A 15,455-nucleotide genomic window follows, 5' to 3' on the forward strand; every position below is an offset into this window, starting at 1 on the left:
TTTAACGAGGGTTGTCATTATATTTCAGAGAGGGCAATTTTCTAATTTCACTTTGAACAAGATCAATAGACTGGTTTTTCCGAATTGACAGCATTATAGAAAAAAAATATGCTAGACGCAGAAATCACAGGAGTGGTTTCCATCGCGTAATGATACGCATGACAAGGACGTGATATGAAACTTTGTATAATCGAACCCTGTGGTTTTACCCGTCTCGGAATGTTCTCTTATCTTGTTGAGAATGATAGCATTGATCTGATTGATACTGTGAATATTTCTCAATCACTGAATATTATTCCTGAGTTCCAACCAGATATCATTCTAGTGAATATGACAACGCATTGTCATAATGCGGAATTATCTGAAGAGTTAAAAGCATTCTTTGAGTTCCGCCATAATGCGCGGATATATTGTTATATTGATGCTAATTATCCTGATTGCGATACACCGATTTCTGTCACCCGCGAAGTTTTTATTCTTAACAAACAATCACTGACGGCATTATTGCAAGAGATAGCATTAGACCCCGAATCGTTTACACCGATAAATAACTTTTCCATCCCGAAAACGGTATTCAGTGATCAGGAAATTCTGGTGATGTGTTACTGGATGTCGGAAATGCCGAACTACCGCATCGCCCGAAAATTGAATATCAGCAGCCGTACGGTGTATGTACATAAGCGTCATCTGGCGCAAAAAATCAAAGTCCGTAATCGTCTGGAATTCTGTTTTATTTACAACCTGATCAAGTACATGTTCTGGCCGATTGATGATATTTCTGCCACGCCGATCAGCCGTCAGATCAAAGACGATTTACAGCAGATATACAAATCCTTTAGCTGATACTTCACTGAATATGCCCTGCTTAGCGGGGCATTTTTTCAGCGCGGGTTGCACTATGATCTCAGAGGCCTACAATAGCGTTGAGCTTAGCAGACTTATCTTGAGCAACCTCATAAAATGACGACACCTACATCAGCACATGCCACCCCCGCAGAAATCACCGAAACATTGCTTTCCGTGATCCGCTTAATGAGAAAACAAGTCGATGCCGCTATGTCGGCGCAAGGGCTGTCGCTGGCGCGCGAAAAGCTGCTGACGGCCATTGCCCACGAAGGCACCTGCCGCCCGGCGGAACTGGCTATCGCGCTGCAACAATCGCCGCGAACCATTACCGATGCCATTGATGCGATGGACAGAGACGGGCTGTTGCTGCGCAAGCGCCATCCGACGGATCGGCGTTCACAACTGCTGGAACTGACCGATGCCGGGAAACAGGCTTTGCAGCAGGTGAGGAAACCGAAACAGGAAGCCATTGACCGCCTGTTTGATGGTCTGGATTTACCGGCGCGTCAGCAACTGATGACCGCCTTGCAAAGTATCGAATCGCTGGCCCAGCGTATTGAAGATCAACCGTCACGCTAGCGTTTCGGGGGGCCGTCCCCCAGCAGCACCGCAATTTTGTGTCCAGCAGCGGTCGGTTCAAGGGCGATTTTCAGCACGATGGTCAGCGGAACCGAAAGCAGCATCCCCACCGGCCCCATCAGCCATCCCCAGAAAATCAACGACATAAACACCACCAGCGTCGACAACCCGAGACCCCGTCCGAGAATGCGGGGATCAATGATGCTGCCAAACACCAGATTAATCAGGATATACCCCCCCGTCAGAATCAACCCCTCGCTGACACCGTTGAACAAAAATGCCTGGATAATCGGCGGGATAGCGGCCAGAAAAGAACCAATGTTGGGGATGTAATTCAGCGCAAACGCCAGCATCCCCCACAGGAACGCAAAGCGGATCCCCATCACGGCGAGCAGTGCCCACACCGCCAGCCCGGTTACCACGCTGATCAGCGTTTTGATCACCAGATAACGCGTCACGCTGTCCAGCGCCCGCTGAATATTCGCCATCCCCTTCCCCGGATCATCCGACATCTGTTCCACTTTATAGGGCAGTTGCGGCACTTCAAGCAGCATAAAGGCGACGGTCATCAGCAGTAAGAACAACCCCGCCATCGCATTCGACAAATAGCTGATCAGCTTACTCACCAGATTCAAAGTTGCGGCCGGATCAATATGGCTGGCGAGCTGGTCTGGCGATAACGTCAGCTCGCCTTGCGGAAACCAGGCTTCAATGTCACTCAGTTTCTCAACAATCAGCCCGCGGTATTGCGGCAAGGTACGGGCAAATTCATTGAGCGTCACCAGTAGCTTGCTGGTCAGAAAGACCATCATGCAGATCACCAGCGTCGCCACCAGTAAAACGGCGAGCGCACGGGGCACCCGCCATTTTTCCAGCAGAACAATCAGCGGATTGAGCACAAAGGCCAGAAACAGCGCAAGAATAAAGGGCACGATGATGTCAGCTGCCGATTTGATGCCCGCGAAAATCACCACCAGCATGGCCATCATGACCACCATTTTCAGGCCCTGAGTCGTTACGATCGTTTTGCGCAAACCTTTCTCCTGATGTTGCGGATCCTCAGCGGGATTTCACCCATTCACGTAAACGCTGGATATGCACATACAGCGCCGGGATAAACAGGATCCCTGCTGTCGTGGACAGCAACATGCCGCTGAATACAGTGACACCAATAATATGACGGCTCATCGCCCCCGCGCCTGTCGCCATCACCAGCGGTAACACCCCGAGAATGAAGGAGATCGCGGTCATCATTACCGCGCGGAAACGCTGTTTTGCGCCATCCTGTGCCGCTTCGCTAACCGACGCCCCTTCTTCCCTTCTCGCTTTTGAGAACTCGACGATCAGAATGGCATTTTTCGCTGCCAGCCCGATAAGGAGCACCATACCAATCTGAGCATATACGTCGTTGCTCAGCCCTGCCATGTGCAGACCGCCGATTGCGCCAAACACCGCAAAAATCACTGAAATCATGACCACCAGAGGGATACTCCAGCTTTCGTATTGCGCCACCAGGAACAGATAGGCAAACAGCAAGGCGGCGGCATAAATCAGGATCGCCTGACCGCCTGCCTGAATTTCCTGCAACGACATGCCGGTCCACTCGTAGCCGTAGCCCGCCGGAAGTTTCTCGCTGAGAATGGCCTCCATCTGCGCCATGGCTTCACCGGAACTCACGCCAGGCGCCGCTGAACCGCTGATCGCCAGTGACGGGAACTGGTTGTATTGGGTAATAAATGGCGCGCCAAGAGATGGCGTCAGTTCGACCATTTTCCCCATACTGACCAGCGAGCCGTTATCACTGCGTACCGTCAGCGTGGCAATCTGGTCGGCGCGCTGACGATCTTCCATTTCATTTTGCATCTGCACATTGAACAGACGGTTATTGATAATGAAATCGCTGACGTTGACGCCGCCAAGTGATGTCTGCAATGTGCCGAAAATCCGGCTGACCGGCACCTGCAACAACGCGGCGCGGTCGCGATCCACGCTTAATGCAATTTCAGGCACGGACGCACTGAAGGTGGTAAACACACGGCTCAGTTGCGGATCCTGATTAGCGGCCTGAATCAGCGCCTGTCCGGTTGCGGCCAGTTCCTGCGGCGATTGTCCCTGCAATGCCTGCAGGCGTAAATCCAGTCCGGAGGCAGTCCCCAGCCCGGAAATAGCGGGCGGATTGATCGCCATGATCATCGCCGACGGAATGCCCGCCATTGCCGGTTGCAGGCGTCCGATCACCTGATCCACGCTGCTGCGCTCGCCCCAGGGTTTCAGCAACACGATGCCAAAAGCGGCATTTGGCGAACTGCCGCCGCTCAGCAGGCTGAAGCCGCTGATGGCAATCACATCCTCCACCGCCGGATCTTTTTGCAGAATTTGCTGCATGTCGCCAAGCACGGCGTCGGTGCGGTTCAGCGACGCACCATCAGGCAACTGCACATTCACAAAGAAGTAGCCCTGATCTTCATCGGGCAGGAAAGATTTTGGCAGGCTGCTGTAACCCCATACGCAAGCGCCGGCAATCACCAGCACCGCAACCACGCTGGTCAGCACATGCTTGCTGATATGTCGCGTGGCCTGCACATAGACATTACGCGCCCTGTCCAGTCCCTGATTGAAAAGACGGAACACCCGAGCCGGTTTTTCAGGACGCGGCTGGAGAAGAGTTGCACATAACGCAGGCGTCAGCGTCAGCGCGTTGATACTTGAGAGGACAACAGCCGCCGACAGCGTGACCGCAAACTGACGATACAGCGCGCCGGTAATGCCCGGCAGCACCGCGATGGGCACAAACACCGCCAGCAACACGACCGTCGTCGCGATAACCGGCCCGGCAATCTGTTTCAGCGCCTTACGGGTGGCCGCCACGCGCCCGAGCGACGGATCTTCCATCATCAGGCGCTCGACGTTTTCGACCACCACGATGGCATCATCGACCACCACCGTCAGCGCCAGAATAATGGCGAACAAACTCAGTGTGTTGGCGGAATAGCCAAAGGCGTAGAGCACGGCAAAGGTGCCCAGTAAAGAGACCGGAATAGTCAGGGCGACAATAAAGGTTGCCCGCGCGCTTTGCAGGAACAGATAAACAATCGACAGCACGACGATAAAAGTGAGCACCAGCGACACCGCAATCTCATCCAGTGTGGCGCTGACGAACTGCGTCGAGTCGAATTTGATTTCATAGGTCAGATCGTCCGGGAAATTACGCGCCTGACGCGACATCTCTTCGCGTACGGCCTCAGCTACATTCAGCGCATTGGCGCCCGGCGCGGGATAGACCGACAGGAAAGCCGACGGCGTCTGATTCAGCGTTGCATTGACCTGATAATCCTGCGCGCCCAGTTCAATGCGGGCGACATCGCGTAAGCGAACTGACCCGCCGTGGGCATTTTTCCGCACAATAATATTGCCAAACTCTTCCGGCGAACTCAGACGCCCTGCGCCGCTGATGGTCAGGGTTTGCTGCTGCATCAAAGGACTAGGCGACGCGCCAATCTGCCCGGCGGCGGCCTGTACGTTCTGGTCCCGGATGGCTGCGCTGATTTCCATGCTGCTGACATCCAGCGCTTCCATTTTGCGCGGATCCAGCCAGATGCGCATGCTGTAGTCACGCGAGCCAAATACCCGCACATCGCCGACACCGTCCACACGCGCCAGCGCATCACGCAGCTGAATACTGGCAAAGTTGCTGATAAACAGCATGTCATGTGTATTTTCAGGAGAAAGCAGGCTGATCCCCATCAGGATATTCGATGCCTGTTTACGCACCGAGACGCCGGTGCTCAGCACTTCCGGCGGAAGCCGCGAGCTGACCTGCGAAATACGGTTCTGCACTTCAACGGCGGCAGTGTCCGGATCGGTGCCGCTGGCAAACGTAATGGTCAGCGAGTAACTGCCGTTATTGCCGCTGTTGGACGACATATACAGCATGTTGCTGACGCCGTTGACCTGCGCTTCAATGGGCGCGGCGACAGATTCCGCAACGTCTCGCGCACTCGCGCCGGGATAAACCGCACTGACAGACACCACCGGTGGTGTGATATCAGGGTATTGCTCCACCGGAATAACCTTGAGCGCAACCGCCCCGATCAGCGCGGTCACCACCGCAATCACCACCGCAAAGCGGGGCCTTTTGATAAATTGCTGAAGCATTGTTATTCCTTAACGTTTCTGCGCCGTGGCGTTTGAGGCGTCTGTTTCGCCCCGTACATTGACCTTCATGCCGGGCTGGATCCATTGCAGGCCGTCGGTCACCACCCTTTCACCCCCCTGCAAACCGTCCGTCACGAAATACCCCTGACCGGTCTGCGCACCGAGGCGCACCGGTCTTGCCTCCACGCGCTGTTCAGCATCCACCAGCAGGACAAAATGCCCCTGCGCGTTTTGCTGCAGCGCCTGCGCCGGTAGCACCGGCAGCTTATGCGCGGAATTGGGTTCTGCCGCCACATTCACCGTGCCTCCCGGCAACAGGCGGTGGTCAGGATTCGCCACCGACAGCCTGACCGGCAATGTGCCCGTCTGGGCATCGATACGGTTGCCTAAAGATTCCAGTACCGGCGCATTCATGTACGGCGAACCGTCGGATAAGCGCAAAGAGAGCGTCATATTGCTGGCAGAAAAAGCGTCTTCCAGCGTGCCGCTGCTGTGGCTGGCACTCAGCACATCGCGCTCATTCACCGAAATCACCACGCGCACCGGATCAAGCTGGACGATTTCCGTGAGTGCGCCGCTGGCCGGATTCACCAGACTGCCGGTGTGAAAATGGCTCACGCCGATACGGCCGGAAATCGGGGCGGTAATGCGGGTATAGCTCAGCTGTAATTCCTGGGTTTTCAGCGCGGCCTGCGCCTGTGCCACGGCGGCGCGGGCGGTATCACGGGCGGCCAGCGCGGTATCGACGTCAGACTGGCTGACGGTACGCGCATCGCCCAGACGCTGTATGCGGTTCAGATGGGTCTGCGCGTGCCGCGCGGTAGCATTGGCGCTGTCCAGTTGTGCTTTGGCCTGTGCGACGGCAGCCTGATGCAGCGCGGGTTCGATTTCATACAGCACATCCCCGGCATTCACAAACTGCCCTTCTTCAAAGGCACGGCGGGCGATAAAGCCTTCGGTACGACTGGTGATATTCACCGCCTGAACGGCCTCGAGGCGGCCGAGATATGTCCGGCTGACGCCGTCCGGTTGGGTCTGAATGGTCGTGGTCGCAACCGTGGGCAAAGGCTGTGCAGCCACCACGGCCAGAGGGGAAAGAAATAATGCCATCAGTGCTGGTATAGCGATAAAGCGATGAATTGCAGGAAACATAATGTCACTCTCCATGTGATGTCGGATGCCGCGCTTCTGATTTCATTAAAAACGCATGCACCGGCAAACATCAAATATTAATCTATAAAGAAAATCCTAATACGATTTTAAAAGGATTATAAATAGCACTGGCCGTCATAAACTGATCTCGATCAGATGAATGACTAACCTGTCATTTCTTTACGCTTTATTTAATAAATATTGATATTCAACGCGTAATATTTTCAGCACATCCCAAAACACCCAATATTATTAATCACGCCTGTGATTGTTATTTTTACTCAAATTTTTAGTTCTAAGAATAACTTTACCGACAGTGACAAAACCTTACAAACCCGCATTCTGCCTGAGCATCAGATAATTCCCTGCCTTATCCTTAAACAAAAACGAAACCATTGAATAAAACAACGCAATTAGCATCAAAAATAATGAAAGAGTTAACTTAATTGCTCAAATTGAAAATAAATGTTTGCAAGGATGTTTCCAAATGTTTACTTTCCAGAAATATTAATTCTGAAGAGAATGTCACCCTATGCTGTGGAAAAATACCCCGGCCCGGTTTGGTTCTATTTCCATCATCATCCACTGGATGGTGGCGTTGGCCGTGTATGGCTTATTTGCGCTGGGTTTATGGATGGTCGGACTGGGTTATTACGATACCTGGTACCACCGGGCGCCGGAATTACATAAAAGTATCGGCATCCTGATTTTTGCGGCGATGGTATTTCGTCTTGCCTGGCGGTTTATTTCCCCGCCACCGAAATCACTGGACAGTTACAGCGCGAAAACCCGCATCGGCGCCTGGCTGGCGCATGTGCTGTTGTTTGTTGGCCTGTTTGGCATCCTGATCAGCGGCTATCTGATCTCCACTGCGGAAGGCCAGGCGGTCAGTGTTTTCGGCTGGTTTGAAATCCCCGCCACCCTGTCCGGCCTCGACCAACAGGCTGATATCGCCGGCACGCTGCATTTATGGATGGCGTGGGGCATTGTGATTGTTTCAGGTTTCCATGCCCTTGCCGCCCTTAAACACCATTTCATCGATCGCGACAGCACCCTGACGCGCATGCTGGGGCGCTGAACCGGCTCTTTACTTTTGCAGTTCACATTATGGATAAACGGAGAATAACCATGTTGAAAAAGACCACTCTGGGTTTAACACTGGCGTCGCTGTTACTGGCCGCCGGTACTGCGTCAGCAGCGAACTACAAGATTGACAAAGAAGGTCAGCACGCCTTTATTGAATTTCGTATCAAACACTTAGGCTACAGCTGGCTTTACGGCAGCTTTAACGATTTCGATGGCGGATTCACCTTTGATGAGAAAGATCCCACGGCGGATAAAGTGAATGTGACCATCAACACCACCAGCGTCTTTACCAACCATGCCGAGCGTGACAAGCATCTGCGCAGCGCGGATTTCCTGAATGTTGGCAAACATCCGCAAGCCACGTTCAAATCAACATCGGTGACAAAGGAAGGTGAAAATCTGGCCGTGACCGGCGACTTTACGCTGAACGGTGTGACTAAGCCGCTGACACTTCAGGCGAAATTGCTCGGTCAGGGCAAGGATCCGTGGGGCGGATACCGTGCAGGTTTTGAAGCGTCAGGCACCCTCGCACTGAAGGATTACGGCATCACGACCGATCTCGGTCCGGCATCGCAGAATGTTGAGCTGATCATTTCTGTCGAAGGCGTACAGGAGAAGTAATTCACTGCGCCCACAAAAAAGCCCTGAACGGCCATTGCTGTTCAGGGCTTTTTGTTATGCCGGTGCTGGTCAGTCGTTTTCCGGTGCCGGAATATGCATGGTGGTTTGCAGCAGGCCTTTGGATTTATTGAAAATCTTAATCCCGTTTTCACGACCGGCGCGCAAGGCACGTTGCTCTTCAACCGGCAGCTTCAGCTCGGTCATACAGATTTCGCTGCAACAACCGTCAAATTTTGCTGCACAGGTCGGGCACTGAATAAACAGCAGATGACAACCGTCGTTTTTGCAGTTGGTGTGGCTATCACAGGCCGCGCCGCATTGGTGGCAATGTGAGATCACATCATCCGAGATACGCTCGCCCATACGTTCATCAAAGACAAAATTTTTCCCTTTGAATTTGACCGGTAACCCCTGCTCTTTGGCACGGCGCGCATATTCGATAATGCCGCCTTCCACGTGATACACGTTTTTAAAACCGTTATGCAGCATGTAGGCGCTGGCTTTTTCACAGCGGATCCCGCCGGTGCAGTACATCACGATTTTCTTGTCTTTGTCTTCTTTGAGCATATCAACGGCCATCGGCAGCTGATCGCGGAAGGTGTCAGACGGCACTTCTATCGCGTTGTCAAAGTGGCCCACTTCGTATTCATAGTGGTTACGCATATCAACAAACAACGTGTCAGGGTCGTCGATCATGGCGTTAACCTGCTCGGCTTTGAGGTATTCACCGATGTTCGACGGATCAAATGACGCATCCTCAATGCCGTCCGCCACAATGCGGTCACGCACTTTAAGACGCAGCACCCAGAAGGATTTGCCGTCATCTTCCAGCGCGACGTTCAGACGGATATTGTCCAGCGCCGGATGGCTGGAAAACAGCTCAGCTTTAAACGCCTCAAACTGACTTTGCGGTACGCTGATTTGCGCGTTAATGCCTTCTTTGGCCACATAAATACGACCAAACACGTTAAGGCGTGTCAGGCTGATGTACAGGGCATCACGAAAGGCTTTCGGATCTTCGATCTGGAAATACTTATAAAAAGAAACCGTGGTGCGCGGCTCAGTTTCAGCCAACATGCGCGCACGGAGTTCCTCATTAGAAATACGGTTATGTAACACTGGCATGGTGTACGTTCCTGTCTTTCAGGGGAATTTAACTATTGGGTACCGAATAGCTACTTTTGAAGCGGCAAGATTATACATTAAAGCAACAATGAGGACATCTCCCGTTGCAAATTCGTCTGAAGAAAAACACCTGCTGATCATTGTCCTTTTTTGAAATGCGATAACCTATTCTTAGGTGTTATCCATTTTTGCAATCCATTCACCACGCTGAATTTTAAGGGGCATGAAACATGAGTAAGCTTTTTGAACCTATTACGTTAGGGGAACTGACGCTCGCTAACCGCATTGTGATTGCGCCAATGTGCCAGTATTCCTCCGACGAAGGGAAAGCCACGTCCTGGCATCACGCACACCTCGGGCAACTCTCCTTTTCCGGTGCCGGTTTACTGATCCTCGAAGCGACCGCGGTAGAAGCCGTCGGGCGTATTTCTGCTGAGGATTTAGGCTTATGGGATGATGTCACCGAAGCCGCGATGAACGAGTTAGTGACCGGCCTGCGCGAAAACAGCGATATGCCCCTCGGCCTGCAACTCGGACATGCCGGGCGTAAAGCCTCCTGCGCGGCACCGTGGAACGGCGGCGCGCAAATCCCGTCATCCGCTGGCGGCTGGCAGGCGGTTGCACCCTCAGCACTGGCCTTCGCGGAAGGCACTGAAGCCCCGCAGGCGATGTCAGCGGAGCGTATCGCTGAACTGAAAAAAGCCTATGTGGACACCGCACGTCGCGCCGACCGTCTGGGCTTTGATCTGCTGGAGTTGCATGGTGCGCATGGTTATCTGCTGCATCAGTTCCTGTCACCGCTTTCAAATCAGCGTACCGACCAGTACGGCGGGTCGCTGGAAAATCGCATGCGCCTGCTGCTGGAAATTTTCCAGGAAATCCGCGCGGTATTTCCGGCAGAAAAACCCATCGGTGTGCGTATTTCCGCCACCGACTGGGTCGACGGTGGCTGGGATCTGGAACAATCCATTGAACTCGCCAAAGCCCTGGATGAGCTGGGTTGCAGCTATATTCACGTGTCCAGCGGTGGCCTTAGCCCGCATCAGAAAATTACCGTCGGCCCGAATTATCAGGTGCCGTTTGCGGACGGCATTAAACGCTATGTCAGGATGCCGGTGATTGCCGTCGGTCTGATCACTGAACCGGAGCAGGCGGAAGCGATTATCGGTACCGGGCAGGCGGACATGATCGCATTGGCTCGCGGCATTTTGTATAACCCGCGCTGGCCGTGGCACGCGGCGGCGAAACTGGGCGCGAAAGTCGCGGCACCGAAACAATACTGGCGCAGCGAACCGCACAGTGTGAAAGGCCTGTTCCTGCCGAAATAATCCCCGCATCACAAGGGCAGCGTTCAGGGCTGCCCTTTCATTGACAAACAGGGCTTCTCTGCTGATATTTGAGCGGTGAGCCGTTGAAAAATGAATGCCTGCTCATAAAGAAACCACATTGTTTTCCATTCAGACAATCCATAAGTAAAATGAGGTATTAGTGCCGTGAATTTTCACCTCATTCAAAAAAAGTGCCACAATGTGTCACTTTGCTGCAAAAGATATCGGACAATGCGCATTTCGTATTGAAATGTGGCCGTATTTCTGTGGCAGGCTGCTGCACTAGACAGAGCTTATAAACTTTCTACTTCGATACATTGACGCAGAGAATCTATGACTCAGGTACCTACCTTTAACCGTTCGTTACTGCACCCACGCTACTGGCTCACCTGGATGGGTCTGGGGCTGCTGTACGCAATGGTATTACTGCCTTATCCGGTGATTTATCGCATCGGTACCGGACTGGGTCGCTTCTCCATGCGCTTCCTGAAACGCCGTTACAAAATCGCTCAACGCAATATCGAATTGTGTTTCCCCGACATGCACCCGGAACAGCGGGAAGACATGGTGGTGAAAAACTTCGAGTCCGTGGGGATGGGATTATTTGAGACCGGCATGGCGTGGTTCTGGCCTGACTGGCGCATCGAGCGTTGGTTTAAAGTCAGCGGTCTGGAGCATATTCAGCGCGCACGCGACAACAAACAGGGCGTGCTGCTGATTGGTGTCCACTTCCTGACACTGGAACTGGGCGCACGCATTTTCGGCATCCACAATCCAGGCGTCGGGGTGTATCGTCCGCACGATAATAAGCTGATGGACTGGATCCAGACCAAAGGCCGCATGCGTTCGAATAAAGGCATGCTGGATCGTAAAGATCTCAAAGGGATGATCCGCAGCCTCAAACAAGGCGACATTATCTGGTATGCGCCGGATCATGACTACGGTCCGCGCGCCAGCGTCTTCGTGCCGTTCTTTGCCGTCGACAAAGCGGCAACCACCACCGGGACTTATCTGCTGGCGCGGATGGGCAAACCCGCCATCATCCCTTTCACTCCGCGTCGCCTCGCCAATGGCAAAGGCTACGAGATGATCATTCACCCTCAGGTGGCTGACTTCCCGCTGGATGATGAAGTGGTCGCTGCCGCCTACATGAACAAAGTGGTTGAGGATGAAATTCGTCAGGCACCGGAACAGTACATGTGGCTGCACCGCCGGTTCAAAACGCGTCCGCAGGGTGAACCTTCACTCTATAAAGCCCTCAGCGATTAATCCCCGAAAACCGGTCCTTTCCCGACGGGTCCGGTTTTTTGATTTGCTTCATCAATTTTTTTCACAGACTTCTTCAAACTTATCAGATTTTATCCCGCCCCGTTTAGGCCAATACTCTCTGCATAATTTCTCCACGTGATTACTCCGCTGAATTTGGAGCCGCGTGACCCCTCGCCTCTGCGAAGGCATGTTACCTTTAAAAGGAACGTATTATGTTGGCTAAACTGAATTCCGCTTTTACCCGTGCAGTTGATCATCAGAACTTCGGTAAGCTTCTGTTACGCCTGACTTTCGGTATTCTGGTGTTATTTCATGGCGTGGCAAAAATGGAAAATGGCGTGGGCTGGATAGCCCAAATGTTACAGGCGGACGGCTTGCCGGGCTTTATTGCCTACGGTGCGTACATCGGTGAAGTTATTGCGCCGGTACTGATTATTCTGGGCATCTTTACCCGCCCTGCGGCGCTGGTTCTGGCATTCAACATTTTAGTGGCAGTTTTCCTGGTGGTCGGCGGTAAATTCTTCACCGTCACCGAAGTCGGTGCATGGGGACTGGAAGGCGAAGCCCTGTACTTCTTCGGCGGTCTGGTGATCATGTTCCTGGGCAGCGGCCGTTACTCTGTAATGAAAAATGAAGCCCTGCGCTGATACCCGTTTTATCTGTTGAGTCTGACTCTTTGGTTGTTTTTTAATTCTGTGTCTGTCGCGGCCAGCCTTATCGCTGGCCGTTTTTTTTTGCGTTTTCGCCCGCTCTGTTGATCTTCTTCATCCCGCCCGCACGCGTTAACCTGTATCTTATTTAACCTGTTACACTTCGTTAACATCATTGAAGTGAATGATAATTAGGCGCATAATTATCATGCCAATTGATTGTTACTTGTGCTCTGCCTTGTTTCTGTCTGTCATTCCAGAGCGAATCTGACCTCTTTTTTCGGTATTTTATGACTTCGGCCTCTGAACCTGAAACTGCTCCAGAACCCATAAACTGGAAACGTAATCTGTATGTCGCCTGGATTGGCTGCTTCCTGACCGGTGCCGCATTCAGTTTGATCATGCCTTTCCTGCCCCTTTATGTAGAAACCCTCGGCGTCACCGGCCATGAATCCCTGAATATGTGGTCGGGACTAGTGTTCAGTATCACCTTCCTGTTTTCAGCCATCGCATCACCTTTCTGGGGCGGACTCGCCGACCGTAAAGGCCGTAAAATCATGCTGCTGCGTTCCGCACTCGGCATGGCCATCGTCATGGCGCTGATGGGCGTGGCACAAAACATCTGGCAGTTTCTGATCCTGCGCGCATTGCTCGGTTTACTCGGCGGATTTGTGCCCAATGCCAATGCCCTGATCGCCACCCAGATCCCGCGAAACAAAAGCGGCTGGGCGCTGGGCACGCTGTCAACCGGTGCGGTGAGCGGCGCACTGATCGGCCCGCTGGTCGGCGGTCTGCTGGCCGACAGCTACGGTTTACGCCCGGTATTCTTCATCACGGCGCTGGTGCTTTTCCTGTGTTTCCTGATGACGCTGTATTTCATCCGCGAGCAGTTTGTGCCGGTGAACAAAAAAGACATGCTGAACCGCAGGCAAGTGTTTGCCTCATTGAAAAATCCCAAGCTGGTGCTGTGTCTGTTCGTGACCACGCTGATTATTCAGGTGGCGACGGGGTCGATCGCCCCGATCTTGACGTTATACGTCCGGGAACTGGCGGGTGATACCCAGAATCTGGCATTTATCAGCGGGATGATTGCGTCCGTGCCCGGCGTCGCCGCCCTGATGAGTGCGCCCCGTTTGGGCAAACTCGGCGACCGGATCGGGCCGGAACGCATTCTGGTGGCCATGCTGGCGATATCGGTGCTGCTGCTGATCCCGATGGCCTTTGTGCAAACGCCGCTGCAACTGGGAATTTTGCGATTTATGCTGGGTGCCTGCGATGGCGCACTGCTCCCCGCCGTACAGACCCTGCTGATTTATAACTGCACCAATCAGGTGGCCGGGCGCGTATTCAGTTATAACCAGTCGTTTCGTGATGTGGGCAACGTCACCGGCCCGCTGTTGGGTGCGGCGGTTTCGGCCAGTTACGGATTCCGTACCGTGTTTTGCGTGACGGCGCTGGTGGTGTTGTTCAATGCGGTGTATTCGTACTGGTGTCTGCAACGCCGGCCGCGTCAGGCGATGGTCGATTAAATCCCGACCGGCGTCACAGGGAGAGGTTTACTTCGTTTTTTCAGGCTGCGGTGGCATTGGCATATGATCAGGCACTTCGACCACGGCCAGGCGCACTTCGTAATGTTTGCCTGCGGTGGTCGCAGGCAACACTGATGTCAGTTTCTGAATGGTTTCCGTCGGGTTTTCGCTGGCAACACTGGCACAGAATAACTGCCCAGGATGGCAAAAGCCCATCATCATCGGTGGCGGAGGAAGCATCCCCTCGTCATGGAAAGGCGGCATACCGTGCGGCTGTTCCACCGGCGGCTGAGGATGCATATTTTCAGCGGCAGTGCTTGCTACGCTGAATAACACGCCAAGGCCGCACAGCGGCATGAGTAAAGCGCGGGAAAGTGTTGTCATAGCATTAACCTTATCTTGAGAATTCAGAGTCACTTTATGCCTCAAACTCTTCCCGTGTAGCCGGTTTGCTAAACTTTTACCCTCTCCTCCCACAGCCTTTGCAAAGCTGAAATTCTGCTGACATTTGTGGTTATGCCGCCCAGTCTCTTAACGCAAGCACCACGCGATAGCCGTCAATATCCTCAAAGGTTTTCCCGCACTGATCCCAGTAGGGATTAAACGAAGGCACCATGATAAAACCCGCCTGCAGCATCTGTTCACAGTGCGTCTGCCACGCCTGATTATCCGGGATGTAGAACACCAGAAGGTTGTCTTCGGTGGGCGCACGCCCCACCTGGGAACCGTGATGATGGGTAAACTCAAGGTGATAATGATGTTGCGGATGCCCGACCAGCACGCCATCAAACCCCTGATGATCGTTAAAACTACCTATTATTTCAAAACCCAACCCCTGCGAATACATGCGGGCTATCTGTTCAAGATTATCCGTCGGGCGCGCGACCCGTAACACTGCTTGTCGTGAAACCATCTCCACTTCCCTTTTTTAAAACCGCCGCAACATCGCAAGCAAGAAACTGAGGATAGCAGAAAAAAATGGTCTGTTTTTCATCTGAAAACTTGCATCCTGCCAGTTATCGACAACACTCATTTAATCAGGTTTTTCACTGTCAGATGGCCGTTACTTGTTCATTAATAACGCTATTTGCTGCACACCTATTCCTTTCAACTCA

14 protein-coding genes are annotated in these 15,455 nt (G+C 53.0%); 8 read left to right on the top strand and 6 right to left on the bottom strand.

Annotated elements, in window-relative coordinates; genetic code table 11:
* Positions 1 to 174: 174 nt before the first annotated feature.
* Both EYY67_RS00260 and EYY67_RS00265 read left to right on the top strand, forming a co-directional pair.
* The gene (locus EYY67_RS00260) at positions 175 to 843 is read left to right on the top strand and encodes a LuxR C-terminal-related transcriptional regulator (protein ID WP_131692577.1); all 669 of its coding nucleotides are present in this window, start codon (positions 175 to 177) and stop codon (positions 841 to 843) included.
* 117 nt (positions 844 to 960) lie between these two features.
* Positions 961 to 1,425 (top strand): MarR family winged helix-turn-helix transcriptional regulator, encoded by a 465-nt coding sequence (locus EYY67_RS00265; protein ID WP_119826489.1) that lies wholly within the window; start codon positions 961 to 963, stop codon positions 1,423 to 1,425.
* On the opposite strand, the gene EYY67_RS00270 is transcribed toward EYY67_RS00265, so the two are convergent.
* Genes EYY67_RS00270 through EYY67_RS00280 form a run of 3 tightly spaced genes read right to left on the bottom strand, consistent with a single transcriptional unit; the run spans position 1,422 to position 6,732 of the window.
* On the bottom strand, positions 1,422 to 2,459 hold the full coding sequence (locus EYY67_RS00270; RefSeq protein WP_119826491.1) for an AI-2E family transporter: 1,038 nt from the start codon (positions 2,457 to 2,459) through the stop codon (positions 1,422 to 1,424). The two genes, EYY67_RS00265 and EYY67_RS00270, sit on opposite strands and share 4 nt — an antisense overlap.
* Before the next feature lie 25 nt (positions 2,460 to 2,484).
* The gene (locus EYY67_RS00275; RefSeq protein WP_131692578.1) at positions 2,485 to 5,580 is read right to left on the bottom strand and encodes an efflux RND transporter permease subunit; all 3,096 of its coding nucleotides are present in this window, start codon (positions 5,578 to 5,580) and stop codon (positions 2,485 to 2,487) included.
* Positions 5,581 to 5,589: 9 nt separating this feature from the next.
* Complete coding sequence (locus EYY67_RS00280; protein WP_131692579.1) at positions 5,590 to 6,732, bottom strand: efflux RND transporter periplasmic adaptor subunit; 1,143 nt, start codon at positions 6,730 to 6,732, stop codon at positions 5,590 to 5,592.
* Between the two features lie 532 nt (positions 6,733 to 7,264).
* Between EYY67_RS00280 and EYY67_RS00285 the strand changes: the two genes are divergently transcribed.
* Together EYY67_RS00285 and EYY67_RS00290 are read left to right on the top strand one after the other, a co-directional pair.
* The gene (locus EYY67_RS00285) at positions 7,265 to 7,810 is read left to right on the top strand and encodes a cytochrome b (protein WP_095921325.1); all 546 of its coding nucleotides are present in this window, start codon (positions 7,265 to 7,267) and stop codon (positions 7,808 to 7,810) included.
* A gap of 53 nt (positions 7,811 to 7,863) precedes the next feature.
* Positions 7,864 to 8,439 (top strand): YceI family protein, encoded by a 576-nt coding sequence (locus tag EYY67_RS00290; protein WP_131692684.1) that lies wholly within the window; start codon positions 7,864 to 7,866, stop codon positions 8,437 to 8,439.
* A gap of 69 nt (positions 8,440 to 8,508) precedes the next feature.
* Here EYY67_RS00290 and trhO read toward each other — a convergent pair whose 3' ends face one another.
* Positions 8,509 to 9,564 (bottom strand): oxygen-dependent tRNA uridine(34) hydroxylase TrhO, encoded by a 1,056-nt coding sequence (trhO, locus tag EYY67_RS00295; protein ID WP_095921323.1) that lies wholly within the window; start codon positions 9,562 to 9,564, stop codon positions 8,509 to 8,511.
* A 230-nt stretch (positions 9,565 to 9,794) separates the two neighbouring features.
* On the opposite strand from trhO, the gene EYY67_RS00300 reads away from it, so the two are divergent.
* The 4 genes from EYY67_RS00300 to mdtG all read left to right on the top strand — a co-directional run bounded on the left by EYY67_RS00300 (position 9,795) and on the right by mdtG (position 14,340).
* The gene (locus EYY67_RS00300; protein WP_095921322.1) at positions 9,795 to 10,892 is read left to right on the top strand and encodes an NADH:flavin oxidoreductase/NADH oxidase; all 1,098 of its coding nucleotides are present in this window, start codon (positions 9,795 to 9,797) and stop codon (positions 10,890 to 10,892) included.
* 333 nt (positions 10,893 to 11,225) lie between these two features.
* Positions 11,226 to 12,161 carry a Kdo(2)-lipid IV(A) acyltransferase gene (locus EYY67_RS00305; RefSeq protein ID WP_095921321.1) on the top strand — a complete coding sequence of 312 codons (936 nt, stop codon included), beginning with the start codon at positions 11,226 to 11,228 and terminating at the stop codon, positions 12,159 to 12,161.
* A gap of 212 nt (positions 12,162 to 12,373) precedes the next feature.
* Entirely contained in the window at positions 12,374 to 12,808 is a 435-nt protein-coding gene (locus EYY67_RS00310) for a DoxX family protein (RefSeq protein ID WP_095921320.1), read from the top strand.
* A gap of 293 nt (positions 12,809 to 13,101) precedes the next feature.
* On the top strand, positions 13,102 to 14,340 hold the full coding sequence (gene mdtG / locus EYY67_RS00315; RefSeq protein ID WP_095921319.1) for a multidrug efflux MFS transporter MdtG: 1,239 nt from the start codon (positions 13,102 to 13,104) through the stop codon (positions 14,338 to 14,340).
* A 27-nt stretch (positions 14,341 to 14,367) separates the two neighbouring features.
* Here the strand turns inward: mdtG and EYY67_RS00320 are convergent, their stop codons facing one another.
* Entirely contained in the window at positions 14,368 to 14,724 is a 357-nt protein-coding gene (locus EYY67_RS00320; RefSeq protein ID WP_131692580.1) for a hypothetical protein, read from the bottom strand.
* A gap of 130 nt (positions 14,725 to 14,854) precedes the next feature.
* On the bottom strand, positions 14,855 to 15,253 hold the full coding sequence (locus EYY67_RS00325; RefSeq protein WP_131692581.1) for a VOC family protein: 399 nt from the start codon (positions 15,251 to 15,253) through the stop codon (positions 14,855 to 14,857).
* Positions 15,254 to 15,455: the final 202 nt, after the last annotated feature.

It is taken from the genome of Rahnella victoriana (assembly GCF_004330295.1).
In the GTDB taxonomy this organism is placed as follows: domain Bacteria; phylum Pseudomonadota; class Gammaproteobacteria; order Enterobacterales; family Enterobacteriaceae; genus Rahnella; species Rahnella victoriana.